Source organism: Rhizobium sp. TAL182 (genome assembly GCF_002117725.1).
In the GTDB taxonomy this organism is placed as follows: Bacteria; Pseudomonadota; Alphaproteobacteria; order Rhizobiales; family Rhizobiaceae; genus Rhizobium; species Rhizobium esperanzae.
In genome coordinates, this window is the sequence record NZ_CP021026.1 from 119,193 (window position 1) to 132,049 (window position 12,857).

Annotated in this window: 14 protein-coding genes; 9 read left to right on the top strand and 5 right to left on the bottom strand. The window is 60.5% G+C overall.

All coding sequences use genetic code 11. From position 1 onward, the window contains the following. Position 1 precedes the first annotated feature (1 nt). From Tal182_RS23560 to Tal182_RS23575, 4 genes are read left to right on the top strand one after another with little or no spacing between them, the layout of a single operon-like run. On the top strand, positions 2-1,048 hold the full coding sequence (locus Tal182_RS23560) for a sn-glycerol-3-phosphate import ATP-binding protein UgpC (protein ID WP_085861218.1): 1,047 nt from the start codon (positions 2-4) through the stop codon (positions 1,046-1,048). Between the two features lie 59 nt (positions 1,049-1,107). After that, a complete protein-coding gene (locus tag Tal182_RS23565; RefSeq protein ID WP_085861219.1) occupies positions 1,108-1,857 on the top strand; it encodes a glycerophosphoryl diester phosphodiesterase in 750 nt (249 codons plus the stop codon). A 9-nt stretch (positions 1,858-1,866) separates the two neighbouring features. Continuing rightward, the gene (locus tag Tal182_RS23570) at positions 1,867-2,649 is read left to right on the top strand and encodes a DeoR/GlpR family DNA-binding transcription regulator (protein WP_085861220.1); all 783 of its coding nucleotides are present in this window, start codon (positions 1,867-1,869) and stop codon (positions 2,647-2,649) included. Then, positions 2,646-3,446: an HAD-IIB family hydrolase gene (locus Tal182_RS23575; RefSeq protein WP_085861221.1), complete on the top strand. Its 801-nt coding sequence runs from the start codon at positions 2,646-2,648 to the stop codon at positions 3,444-3,446. The genes Tal182_RS23570 and Tal182_RS23575 overlap by 4 nt, the downstream gene beginning before the upstream one ends. A gap of 97 nt (positions 3,447-3,543) precedes the next feature. On the opposite strand, the gene Tal182_RS32395 is transcribed toward Tal182_RS23575, so the two are convergent. Together Tal182_RS32395 and Tal182_RS23580 are read right to left on the bottom strand one after the other, a co-directional pair. Beyond that, the gene (locus tag Tal182_RS32395; protein ID WP_164517819.1) at positions 3,544-3,690 is read right to left on the bottom strand and encodes a hypothetical protein; all 147 of its coding nucleotides are present in this window, start codon (positions 3,688-3,690) and stop codon (positions 3,544-3,546) included. 289 nt (positions 3,691-3,979) lie between these two features. Then, positions 3,980-4,672, bottom strand: a complete 693-nt coding sequence (locus Tal182_RS23580) for a GntR family transcriptional regulator (RefSeq protein WP_085861222.1) — start codon at positions 4,670-4,672, stop codon at positions 3,980-3,982. Between the two features lie 144 nt (positions 4,673-4,816). Here Tal182_RS23580 and Tal182_RS23585 point away from each other — a divergent pair, with 144 nt between their 5' ends. Genes Tal182_RS23585 through Tal182_RS23605 form a run of 5 tightly spaced genes read left to right on the top strand, consistent with a single transcriptional unit; the run spans position 4,817 to position 10,088 of the window. Further along, on the top strand, positions 4,817-5,821 hold the full coding sequence (locus tag Tal182_RS23585; protein ID WP_085861223.1) for an ABC transporter substrate-binding protein: 1,005 nt from the start codon (positions 4,817-4,819) through the stop codon (positions 5,819-5,821). Between the two features lie 59 nt (positions 5,822-5,880). After that, positions 5,881-6,699, top strand: a complete 819-nt coding sequence (locus Tal182_RS23590; RefSeq protein ID WP_085861224.1) for an ABC transporter ATP-binding protein — start codon at positions 5,881-5,883, stop codon at positions 6,697-6,699. 4 nt (positions 6,700-6,703) lie between these two features. Beyond that, the gene (locus Tal182_RS23595) at positions 6,704-7,573 is read left to right on the top strand and encodes an ABC transporter permease (protein ID WP_085861225.1); all 870 of its coding nucleotides are present in this window, start codon (positions 6,704-6,706) and stop codon (positions 7,571-7,573) included. Positions 7,574-7,612: 39 nt separating this feature from the next. Then, positions 7,613-9,349: an L-arabinonate dehydratase gene (araD, locus tag Tal182_RS23600; RefSeq protein WP_085861226.1), complete on the top strand. Its 1,737-nt coding sequence runs from the start codon at positions 7,613-7,615 to the stop codon at positions 9,347-9,349. Between the two features lie 13 nt (positions 9,350-9,362). After that, complete coding sequence (locus tag Tal182_RS23605; protein ID WP_085861338.1) at positions 9,363-10,088, top strand: ribonuclease activity regulator RraA; 726 nt, start codon at positions 9,363-9,365, stop codon at positions 10,086-10,088. 203 nt (positions 10,089-10,291) lie between these two features. On the opposite strand, the gene Tal182_RS23610 is transcribed toward Tal182_RS23605, so the two are convergent. The 3 genes from Tal182_RS23610 to Tal182_RS23620 form a co-directional block, all read right to left on the bottom strand. Further along, a complete protein-coding gene (locus Tal182_RS23610) occupies positions 10,292-11,221 on the bottom strand; it encodes a ribokinase (protein WP_085861227.1) in 930 nt (309 codons plus the stop codon). Beyond that, positions 11,218-11,679, bottom strand: coding sequence for an RbsD/FucU domain-containing protein (locus Tal182_RS23615; RefSeq protein ID WP_085861228.1), 462 nt, complete (start codon positions 11,677-11,679; stop codon positions 11,218-11,220). Before Tal182_RS23615 ends, Tal182_RS23610 begins: the two co-directional genes overlap by 4 nt. 124 nt (positions 11,680-11,803) lie before the next feature. Then, complete coding sequence (locus Tal182_RS23620; RefSeq protein WP_085861229.1) at positions 11,804-12,853, bottom strand: LacI family DNA-binding transcriptional regulator; 1,050 nt, start codon at positions 12,851-12,853, stop codon at positions 11,804-11,806. Between the last annotated feature and the right edge of the window lie 4 nt (positions 12,854-12,857).

A 12,857-nucleotide genomic window follows, 5' to 3' on the forward strand; every position in this document is an offset into this window, starting at 1 on the left:
AATGGCCCCGATCAATATTGTCGACGTCAAGAAAAACTATGGTTCGGTTCCTGCTGTCAAAGGCATCAACCTGGCTGTCGAAGACGGCGAATTCATTGTGCTCGTCGGCCCTTCCGGTTGCGGCAAGTCAACCTTGCTGCGCATGATCGCCGGATTGGAGTCGATCACCGACGGCCGGGTCGAGATTGGTGGCCGCAACGTCAACAAGGCGGAGCCGGCCGAACGCGATATCGCCATGGTCTTCCAGAATTATGCGCTTTATCCGCATATGACGGTGCGCGGAAACCTTGAATATGGATTGAAGAATCGGGGTACGGCGCGAGCGGAAATCGATCGCCGCGTCAAAGAAGCGGCCGACATCCTCGAAATCGGGCCAATGCTGGCGCGCAAGCCGCGTGAATTGTCGGGAGGACAGCGCCAGCGCGTCGCGATGGGACGGGCCATCGTGCGCGAACCGGCGGCGTTTCTTTTCGACGAGCCCCTGTCCAATCTCGATGCCAAGCTGCGCGTGCAGATGCGGGTGGAAATACGCCGGCTGCAACGCCGGCTGAAGACCACCAGCATCTACGTCACCCATGACCAACTCGAAGCGATGACGCTTGCCGACAGGCTCGTCGTCATGAATGGCGGACTGGTCGAACAAGTGGGAACGCCGGTCGAAGTCTACGACCGCCCGGCAAGTTTGTTCGTTGCCGGCTTCATCGGCTCTCCGCCGATGAACCTCGTGCCGATCGAGGTGCTGGCTGCTGCCGATGCCAGGAACGTCCTTGCCTTGCCTGACGGGACGGACATTGTCGGTCTCAGGCCGGATGCTCTTCTCATAACAAAGCCCGCCGAGCCTTCCGTTCATCTGAACGCTATCGTCGAATTGCTCGAGCCGATCGGCGGCGAAAGCCACTTGCATGTCAGACTGGGGGAGGGCCAGCAGACGGTCGTCCTGACGGTTCAGGGCCGGCCGGACTTCGCCGAGACTGCCAGGATCGAGATCTTCGCGCGGATTGATCAGATGCATCCCTTCAACAGCAAGACTGGACGACGCACGGACTGAAACGGCCGGATAGAGCTGTCCGACATCTGCAGCGTCGAAAAGTGAGGAAAGAGAAAGACATGCCACAGTCAGAGCCGCGATCCGGACCCGGCCGCAGTGAGGTTCAAGCACATCGAGGCGCATCCGCTGTCGCGCCCGAAAACACGATCGCCGCGTTTCGGGCGGCTGCCGACCAGGGCGCCCAATGGGTCGAACTGGACGTCGCGCTCCTTGGCGATGGGACCGCAGTCGTCATCCACGACGTATCCGTCGACCGTTGCTCCTCGTCGACCGGCAGGCTCAGCGATCTCACCGTAACCGACCTGCAGAAGATCGACGCCGGCGCGTGGTTCGATCCCCGCTTCAAGGGGGAACCCTTGCCAACCCTTGCCGAGGTCCTGTCCGCATTGGGTGAGCTGGGATTGAACGCCAATGTCGAGATCAAGCAGCATCCGCATCACAAATCTCTCGACCAGTTGGTGAAGACCGTTGACGAACATCTGAGGGCGCGCGCGCCGCAGACCAAGATCATGATATCGAGCTTCGACGCGGCGGCGCTCAGGCGCATGCACGAAATCAATCCGGATTACGAGCTTGCCATGTTGTGGAGTCAACTGCCGGATGACTGGAGCGATGTTCTTAAATCAATTCCCGCGGGAACGGTCCATCTTGGTTACAAGTCTCTCAGCATCGGTTTCCTTGAGGAGGCGGCGCACCAGGGGATCAAGGTGCGGGCATGGACCTGCAACGACCCGACGCTGCTCGCATCTTTTTGGCCTGTCGGCTTGACCGGTGTGATAACAGACGACCCAAGTGTCTATCTCTCATAGGAAATAGCGATGGGACAGCGGGTCATATCGAGCCGACAACGCGAAATACTTGCGCTGATCGAAACCGAGGGCGTCCAGTATATCGATGATCTGGCGCGCCGGTACGATCTGACGACCCAGACGATCCGCCGTGATATCAATGCCCTGTGTGATCTCGGGCACGCCCGCCGCTTTCACGGCGGTGTCGATGTGCCGGTCGAAGGCAGCAATATTTCGCTGAACGCCCGCGCCCAACTGAACCGTCGGGCCAAGCGGCTGATCGCAAAGCGGGTCGCCGCCGACATAGGCCCGGATGCGACGGTATTCCTGGGGATCGGCAGTACGGTTCAATTCGTGGCAGAGGCGTTGCGCGATCACCAGGGGCTGACCGTTATCACCAATAATATCCATGTCGCTCTCACTCTTTGCGAATCGCCGAGTGTCGAGGTCCATCTCACTGGCGGTCTGCTGCGCCATGACGACCGGGACGTGGTGGGTAGCGATGTGATCAAGTTCGTGGAAAAATTCTATGCGACCTATGCAGTCGTCGGTGCCGGTGCCCTGAGCCCGGTGAACGGCCTGATGGACTTCAGCTATAGCGAGGCGCAGATCACCAATGCGCTTCTGGAGAATTCGCAAACACGTCTCTTGGCCGCAGACGTCAGCAAATGGACCCGCCACGCGGCGGTACGCGTAGCGCCTTTCAATAAAATCACCCGCTTTTACACGGACCGGCTGCCGCCTGATCCGTCGGTCGCTGCTGTGCTGGCCGAGAGCAGCATGGAGGTGGTCACCTGCGAGGACATGACATGACGTTCGTAGATCTGGCACCCTCTGCGCAGGAACTGCGGCACGTGCGTTATCTCTTCACCGATATCGACGATACGCTGACGACGGAAGGCAAGCTTCTGCCGTCTACCTATGAGGCCCTTTGGGAGCTCAGCCGGGCCGGCATCGCCGTCGTGCCGGTCACGGGTGGTTCTGCCGGCTGGTGCGAACACATCGTCCGTGCCTGGCCGGTTGCCGCGGTCATCGGCGAAAGCGGCGCTTATGCCGTTATGCGCCGCAACGGTGAGGTTGTTTTCGAATACTGGGAGAACGGCGCACTGCAGGGCGAGCGTCAACGCCAGCATCTTGGTGCCATCGAAAAGCTGATCTCGGCAAAAGGCGGCACCTTCAAGATTGCTCACGACCAGGTGTTCCGCCTGGCTGACGTGGCAATCGACATTCAGGGTCATAATACCCGGGACGTCGAAGGTCTGGCATCCGATATCAGGGCAATGGGCGGCACCGTCGCCATCAGCTCCATCCACATCAACACTTGGATAGGCGTTTATGACAAACGCGCCATGAGCGAACGCCTCCTGACCGGCATGTTCGAGGTCGACCCCGCTGAATTGCCCTCCGTCACGGCGTTCGTCGGCGATTCTCGAAACGATGCGCCAATGTTCGGTTTCATCCGAAATTCTTTCGGCGTCGGAAATATCCTTCCTGTTCTTCCGCATTTGCAGCATGTGCCGAGGTGGATTTCCTCCCAGCCTGCAGGGCTTGGTTTTGCCGATATTGCCTCGACCATTCTGAATGCCAGGACAGAATGTACCGATAACTAACTGTACAATCTAAGATTGTAAAATGTGGCGTAAGACGCATTATGGAACTTCGACAGCCGCGCGCAAAGACTGGATGAAGTCAAATCTGTCGGTCCTGCTATTCTGCTTGCAGCCGCACAGTCTTGGCTTCCCGGCGGCGTCGCTCCTCGGCGAGCACTTCCCGGGCGGCTAGATTGGTGCGTTCAAGAACATCAATTCTTTGCGAAGCGGTAGTCGAGCTTCTTTTGCGCAATTCATCGGACATGCTGGCGTTCTCCATCTTTCTCGATCTTAGGGACGATCGCGCGAACAATGTCATTGGTGGCGGTACGATACCAGACGCATCCGGTTGCTTCCGAAGCTCACGACGAGATCAAAGATCGCCTTTCCGAGGAAGTTGAGGCGTTGCGGAAACCAAAGCCGGGACAATATACCACCAAGCTGAACCATAACGCGGCGTAGCTTAGACCGGCTCTCGTTAAGAGATGACGCCGGTAGATTGCTCCGGACGCGTGTTTGACGCTTACGAGATTCGGGCTGACGCCACTGGTGCGTCAGCCGCGAATATAGTTCGGATATTGGGCTCTGATCACATCAACGATCGACAGCGTGCCTGACAGATGTTTTCTGAGCGCTGCCGTCGCCGCATGAGGATCACCCGAGGCGATGGCGTCAACGATTGCTTCATGGTCGGCGAGGACAGTCTGCATCTTGCCCGGCATGGGGAGGTTCAGTCGTCGTAACCGATCGAGATGCACGCTCTGGCGCCTCACATTGGCCCAGAGCTGCAATATGCCCGCCCTCTCGTAGAGTTTCCGGTGAAAATCGCGGTCAATCTCGTCGAAGGTGTCATAGGTTTCCGGAGATCCAACCGCCTTCTGCCGCGCCAGAATCTCGCGCAGCTCCGCCGCCGTCTCGCCCGGCGACTCCTCGGTCAGCCGCCGCACCGCCTCAAGCTCGATCGATAGTCGCAGAAACTGCGCCTGCCGCGCATGGTCGGTGTCGATCTTGGCGACAACCGTCGCATATTGCGGATAGACTTCGACAAGTCCTTCCTCCTGAAGCCGCATCAAGGCATCGCGCACAGGCGTCTGACTCACCCCGAATTCCAGCTGCAGCGAGGCGCGCGACAAGACCGTCCCCGGCGCAAGTTCCACCGTTAATATCCTTGCCCGCAATATCTCGTGGATCTGCAGCGCCACCTGTCGTGACCGATCCAACTGGCTTTCCCGAACCATTCCGCTCATGTCCCTGCCCTGTTCTCGCGTCGTGCAAATCGACTAAACCACATTTTCAGGGTTGATGCACTGATGCATTAGTGCTTCAATGACGAAATTCCGCCTCGGGAAAGGCGGCAGAGGGCTGATGCCCGCATCCTTTGGGAGGACCAGATGCAAATTCTAAAACATTGTCTTGTGGCTGCGGCCGTGACGCTTGGCCTTGCCTCGGCCAGCCAGGCGCAGGAGAAGACCGCTATTTCGATTACCCGCCAGCCGGGCATTCTCTATCTCGCCAGCCATGTCATGGAGACGCAGAAGCTGATCGAAAAGCATGCGGCTGCCGAGGGTGTGGCTGATGTGACCGTCGAGTGGCGAACCTTCAGCGGCGGCGGCGCTCAGACGGATGCCTTGCTTGCCGGCAACGTCGACGTCGTCAATACCGGCACCGGCAATCTGCTTCTGCTCTGGGACCGCACCAGGGGAAAGGTAAAGGGGATCATCACCAGCTCCGCGCAGCCGGTGATCATGGTCAGCAATGATCCGCGCATCAAGTCGCTGAAGGACATTACCCCATCCGACAAGATCGCTGTGCCGACGGTCGGAGTGTCTACCCAGGCCATCCTGTTGCAGATGGCGGCGGCGAAGATGTTCGGTGAGGACAAGGTCAAGACATTCGATGCAAACACCGTTCAACTCGGACATCCGGACGCGGTTGCTGCAATCGCCAACCCGAACCACGAGGTGAAAAACCATTTCTCGGCGCCGCCTTTCCAATATATCGAGCTGAAGCAGCAGGGCGTGCACAGGGTGACCGATTCCAAGGAGATCCTCGGGGGTGCGCTAACGCAGGCGACCTTCTTCACCACCACGGCATTCGCCGATGCCAACCCGAAGATCGTCAAGGCACTGCGCGAAGCGACGGAAGAAGCGGTCGCCTTCATCAAGAAAGACCCCAAGTCAGCCCTTGAAGCCTACAAGACGGTGTCGGGCGACAAGACCAGCCTCGATGATCTGCTCGCCATGTTGAAGGAGCCGGGCATGGACGAATGGCGCACCGACCCACAGGGTACGATGAAATTCGCCGAGCACCTGCACAAGATCGGTACGCTCAAGACCATGCCGAAGGCCTGGACTGACTATTACCTGGCCGACTCAGCCTATCTCAACGGCAACTGACGGCATCCGGGCAGCGGCGCTTCAAAGCCGCCGCTCCCCCTCTTCAAGGAGTAATTCCAATGCTTCAGGCCATTGCCCGAACAGGCAACGAGACCGCACCGGCGGCCGAGAGAGAGCCCCTCCTCAAGGTCGACAATGTGACGCTGCGCTACAAGACCCCGAACCTCTTGGTCACCGCGACCGAGGGCGTCAGTTTCTCCGTCCGCCAATCCGACAGGTTCGTGCTGCTCGGTCCCTCCGGCTGCGGCAAGTCAACGCTTCTGAAAGCCGTGGGCGGCTACATGACGCCGTCGGCAGGCTCGATCCATATCAACGGGCGCCAGGTGAAGTGTCCGGGGCCCGACCGCATGATGGTTTTCCAGGAGTTCGACCAGCTGATGCCCTGGAAAACGGTGCTTGAGAACGTCATGTTCCCGCTGCTGGTCGCCCGCAAGCTGCCGAAGGGTCAAGCGGAAGCATTGGCGCGCGAATATATCGACAAGGTGAAGCTCACCCGCGCCGTCGACAGCTATCCCCACACGCTGTCCGGCGGCATGAAGCAGCGCGTCGCGATCGCCCGCGGCATGGCGATGCAGCCGGATATCCTCCTGATGGACGAGCCCTTCGCAGCGCTCGATGCCCTTACCCGCCGGCAGATGCAGGACGAGCTGCTCCAGCTGTGGGAAGACACCAAATTCACCGTCATCTTCGTCACCCATTCGATTGCCGAAGCGATCAAGATCTCGAACCGGATCCTGCTCCTGTCGCCGCACCCGGGCAGGGTCAAGGCGGAGGTGGTGGATGTCGACAAGGTCAGCCACGAAGACGGCAGCGCCGCAGCGCTTGAGCGTGACATCCATAACCTGCTGTTCTCCTCGGAACCCGGCCACAAGGAATAAAGCCATGTTGTCCGCAAACATCATTCTTGCGACCGATGTCGAGGCCGCCAAGCCCTACGACAACGTCAAACCGGTCGAACAGAGGCTGAGTGCATTCGAAACGCTCTGGGGCATCGGCGCCCTGCGCAAGACATTGCTGATCGTCACGCTGGCGATCGTCTGGCAGGCCTACGCCTCCTATCTCGACAATCCCCTTCTGTTCCCGACGCTCAGCGACACGATCATCACGCTGATCGACCGTTTCGCCGACGGCACGCTGCCGGCCCGCATCTGGACGACGCTGCAGATCCTATTCATGGGATACGCGCTCGGCACGGTGCTCGCCGCACTCCTGACCGTGCTTGCCATCAACACCCGCATCGGCACGGATTTTCTCGAAACGATGACGGCGATGTTCAATCCGCTGCCGGCCATATCGCTTCTGCCGCTGGCGCTGATCTGGTTCGGCCTCGGTGCCTCCAGCCTCGTCTTCGTGCTCGTGCATTCGGTTCTGTGGGCGGTGGCGCTGAACACCCATTCCGGTTTCCTCGGCGTCTCGCGCACCTTGCGCATGGTCGGCGCGAACTACGGTCTGACGGGCATTTCCTATGTGCTGCGGATCCTCGTCCCAGCCGCCTTCCCTTCGATTCTCACCGGCCTGAAGATCGGCTGGGCCTTCGCATGGCGCACGCTGATAGCCGCCGAGCTCGTCTTCGGCGTCTCCTCCGGCCAGGGTGGCCTTGGCTGGTTCATCTTCGAGAACCGCAACCTGCTTGATATTCCGGCGGTCTTCGCCGGCCTCTTGACCGTGATCATCATCGGCCTGATCGTCGAAAACCTGGTCTTCCAGACGATCGAGCGCCACACCATCCAGAAATGGGGAATGAAGGAATAGCCGCGAAAACGGTTTTCCCCATCCCGAGAAGGTATCCTCATGACACACAGAAAAACCCCGGATACGCTGCGAAGCGCGCGATGGTTCGCGCCGGATGACCTGCGCAGCTTCGGCCACCGCTCGCGTATGATGCAGCTCGGTTATGCCGAGGAGGATTTTCGCGACAAGCCGATTATCGGCATCCTCAATACCTGGTCGGAGCTCAATACCTGCCACTCCCACTTCAAGGAGCGCGTGCAAGATGTGAAGCGCGGCGTCTCGCAGGCCGGCGGTTTCCCAGTTGAAATGCCGTCGCTGTCGGTCGACGAAAGTTTCACGAAGCCCACCTCCATGCTCTACCGCAACATGCTGGCGATGGAGACGGAGGAGACGATCCGTTCGCACCCGCTCGACGGCGTCGTGCTGATGGGCGGCTGCGACAAGACCACGCCGGGCCTCGTCATGGGGGCGCTGTCGGCCGGCGTGCCGATGATTTACCTGCCGGCCGGGCCGATGCTGCGCGGCAATTACGCCGGCAAAATCCTCGGCTCCGGCTCGGATGCCTGGAAATATTGGGACGAGCGCCGCGCCGGCAACATCACCGATGCCGAGTGGCTCGGCGTTCAGGGCGGCATCGCCCGCTCGGCCGGCACCTGCATGACGATGGGCACCGCCAGCACCATGACGGCGATTGCCGATGCGATGGGCCTGACGCTGCCGGGCGCCTCTTCTATTCCGGCCGTCGATGCCAATCACCAGCGGATGTCGGCCGCCTGCGGCCGCCGCGTCGTCGAGATGGTCTGGGAGGATCTGACGCCCGAGCGGATCGTCACGGAAGCGGCATGCCGCAATGCCGCGATCGTCGCCATGGCCACCGGCTGTTCCACCAACGCCGTCGTCCATCTGATCGCGATGGCCAGGCGCGCCGGCATCAACCTGACGCTCGACGATCTCGACCTGCTGGGGCGGGTGACGCCGCTCATCGCCAATGTCCGCCCCTCCGGAAAAGACTATCTGATGGAGGATTTCTTCTACGCGGGCGGGTTGCGGGCGCTGATGAAACAGCTCGAGGACCGGCTGGACCTGACCGCCATGACCGTGACGGGAAAGACCATGGGCGAAAACCTCATGGGCGCAGAGGTCTATAATGACGACGTCATCCGGCCGCTGTCCAACCCGGTCTATCACGAGGGATCGCTTGCCGTCCTGCGCGGCAATCTGTGTCCGAACGGCGCCGTGATGAAGCCTGCGGCCTGCGATCCGAGATATCATGTGCATCAGGGGCCGGCGCTGGTCTTCGACAGCTATCCCGAGATGAAGAAAGCGATCGACGACGAAAATCTCGACGTCACGCCCGACCACGTCCTCGTGCTGCGCAATGCCGGGCCTCTCGGCGGCCCCGGTTTTCCGGAATGGGGCATGCTGCCGATCCCGAAGGCTTTGATCAAGCAAGGTCATCGCGACATGCTGCGCATTTCCGACGCCCGCATGTCCGGCACCTCCTACGGCGCCTGCATTCTGCATGTGTCGCCGGAGAGCTATATCGGCGGCCCGCTTGCTCTGCTGAGAACCGGTGACATCGTGCGCCTCGATCTGCCCAACCGCCGGCTCGACATGCTGGTGGACGAGGCCGAACTCGTCCGCCGCCGTGATGCCTGGCAGGCGCCGGAGCCGCATTTCCAGCGGGGTTATGGCTGGATGTTTTCTCGCCATGTCACCCAGGCCGACCAGGGCTGTGACTTCGATTTTCTTGAACCGGGTTTCGGCAAAAGCGCCGGCGAACCGGATATTTATTGAGGGAGGAATGAGCATGACCGACTATGTGCTGAGCGACGCGACCCGGGCGAAATTCAAGAAGATCTCAACCGCATCGATCGCAACCGCCCTCTTCAAGCGCGGCCTTCGAAACCAGTTCATCCAGGGGGTCGTGCCGGTGGCGCCGAAGCCCGAGACCATGGTCGGGCAGGCATTCACGCTCCGCTATATTCCCGCCCGTGAAGATCGCAATCCGATCACCGTCTTTCAAAACCCAAATCATCCGCAAAGAGTCGCGATGGAGACATGCCCTCCAGGGCAGGTGCTGGTGATGGACGCGCGCAAGGACGCGAGGGCTGCGACGGCCGGCTCCATTCTGATCACCCGGCTGGCGCTTCGCGGCGCGGCCGGCGTCGTCTCCGACGGCGGTTTTCGCGATGCTGAAGGGATCGGTGCACTTGATATGCCGGCCTACTACTCCAAGCCGTCGGCGCCAACCAATCTCACTTTGCACGAAGCACTCGACATCAATGTGCCGATTTCCTGCGGCGATGTCGCCGTGTTTCCCGGTGACGTCCTGGTCGGCGACCGCGACGGCGTCATGGTCATCCCCGCCCATTTGGCGGATGAACTCGCGGATGAATGCACGAATATGGAAAGCTACGAGGACTTCGTCCTAGAGCAGGTCAAAGCTGGGGAAACGATCATCGGCCTCTACCCCTGCACCAAGGAAGAACATCAGCAGAAATACCAGGCCTGGCGACAAAAAAACGGCCGCTGAATTGTCCCGGCGGGCGCCCGCGTTTCAACCGAGCGCCCATCTTCGGCTATTTTCTGTCAAGCCATTCCGGGAGATCACACGCTTCGGAACAAGCATCAGGGCCGCGGGCGGCGTCGGTTCTTTCTTTACCGCTAAGCCTTATTGACGGTGTCAGCAGATGATGAGGCTCATGCACCATCTCCCATATCCCTTGGGATATCCAATCATAAGGAGCGCAATAGGGCGCTGATCTCGGCGCGAGAAGGCATGGCGGGAGCCGTGCCCGGCCGTGTTACCGCAATCGCGGCGGTCGCGCAGCCGAAACGGACGGCCTCGATTGACGCCCGGCCTTCCGAAATCGCCGTCGCGAACCCGCCGAGGAAGGCGTCGCCGGCCCCGGTTGTGTCAATGACATTTCCGGCCGAAAATGCTGGCACGAATTCGCTCTGCCCGGCTGTGTGATAGAACGCACCGCGGGCGCCGAGCGTGATGACCGCTGCTTTCGCGCCCCGATCGACCAGCGTGTGTGCCGCTGCACGTGCCTGCTCATCGGTTTCGATCGCATGGCCCACCAATTCCGCTGCTTCGACTTCGTTGGGAACGATGAAATCGCACAGGCCATAGATGCTGTCCGGGATGGCGCTGGCCGGCGCCGGATTGAAGATTGTCGTTGCCCCTGCCCTCTTGGCGATCGACAGGCCATGCAAGGCCGCTTCCAGCGGTTGTTCGAGTTGTGTCATGAAGATAGCGGCGCTTTCGATTGCCGCCCGATTTACTTCGACATCTTCGATGCCGATCAGCCCTGCGGCGCCCGGCACCACGATGATGGCATTGTCGCCGCTCGCTTCGTCGACGAAGATGAAGGCAGCGCCCGTCGAAACGCCTTCCATCTGCATCACATTGGCTTTGACGCCAGCCTCCGCATAGGCCGCAAGGGCCATCGCGCCGAACGCGTCGTTGCCGACCCGTGAAATGAAAGTCACCTTGCCGCCTGCCTTTGCCGCGGCGATCGCCTGGTTGGAGCCCTTGCCTCCCGGCCCGAGCGTGAAACCCGACCCCATCAGCGTCTCGGCAATATGGGGCAGGCGCTTTGCCTTATAGGCGGTGTCGGCGGCAAAAATGCCTAAAATGACGATCCCGCTTTTTTCGCTCATCTCACGGCCTCTTCCGCTGGAATGACGCCCTTGGTCAAAAGGAAGCATCCATAGAACCGCAGTTCCCCGGTTGCGATCACGCAATAGGCCTTTTTGCCGATGTCATAGAACGCCATGCGTTCGACGGGATACATCGGCGACGGCTTGCCTTCGGCCCGGTCGACAATCGCCTGCACTTCCTGTTGAATCGGCGGGATTTCATCCGGCTTGCCAATCACTTCCATGCGGCCAACCGAAGGCTGGATCGGCGTGTCCAGAGGCAGGACCGAAAGGACCGCGTCGATCGCCTGCGGCGCGGGAATGTTTTCCATGGTCAGCAGTCTACCCAGACGCGTCTGGCGGGCTATCGAATCCGACGGAAAATTCATGTCGGAGATGACGAGATAATCGCCATGTCCCATGTTGCAAAGCGCCTGAAGAATGTCGCCGTTAAGTTCGGCCCGAATTCCCTTGAGCATTGATCTTCCACCCTTTCTCTAGCCGGTACGCCCGGCCGTGCTTCAATTTTTGTGTCCGTCGACATCCGCCCTGGAGTGCCGCGCGTCCTTTCGGACGCAGAAAGGACGCTTTCACGCTTTGGATCTACGCATCGGGTTTTCCGAGAATCGATTCCGATTTTCGGGCCGGTGCGCCAGGTTGCGGGCACGGGCCGCTCGAACCACGCACGATCAGCGATCCGTCCACCATTTCGTCCCCCTTGCCCGGCGGTTCCTCCAAGAGAAGGCTGACCGCGCGCCGCGCCAGCATGTCGGCCGGCTGGCGGATGGTTGTCAGCCGCGGCACCACGAGATTGGCAAGCGAAATGTCGTCGAAACCTGTCACGGACAGTTTTCGTGGCACGTCAATCTTGAGGTCGCGGGCGGCACGTAATGCGCCGATCGCCTGCTGGTCGCTGGCGGCAGCGATCGCCGTCGGCCGGCTTTGTGGCAGGCGCGAAAGCAGCTCACGGGCAATTCTTTCGCCGGATTCGTAGTCGAATCTGCCATGGGCGATTTCCAGTTCGACAGGCTCGCCGGTCTTGCCGAAGCCGTCCATGCGGCTGACGAAGGCCTCTTTGCGGATGCGCCCTGCTTCGGTGTCGGTCGGCCCGGCAATATAGGCGATGCGCCGGTGCCCCAGCCCATAGAGATGATCGGCAATCAGTGTGGCCGCTTGCGCATGGTTGGTCGACACCAGGGGAAAGGCGCCGAAACGCCGGTCCAGCGATATGACCGGCACCGAGGCTGGCAGATCGAGACCAGAACCGTCGCTCGAAGCCACCACGATGATGCCGCGCACCGATCGGTCGAGAAAAGCCGAAACATGGCTCTGCTCCGCCTCGCTGTCGTTGTGCGAGCTTGCCAGCATCAGGCTGTGACCGCATTCGAGCGCCGCGCGCTCGATGCTTGCCGCAAGCTGCGCAAAAAAAGGATTGGTGATGTCGGGAACGACGAGGCCGATGACGTCGGTTCTGCTGGTGCGCAAGGCTCGTGCAGTCACGTTCGGTCGGTAACCGAGCGCCGAAATGGCGTCGTTGACCCTTCCACGCAGCATGGGTTTGACCGCGGCTTCGCCCGACAGAACACGCGAAACGGTGCCCACGGAGACGCCCGCATATTCGGCGACATCCTTGACTGTGGGCATCTTTGCCATGTTC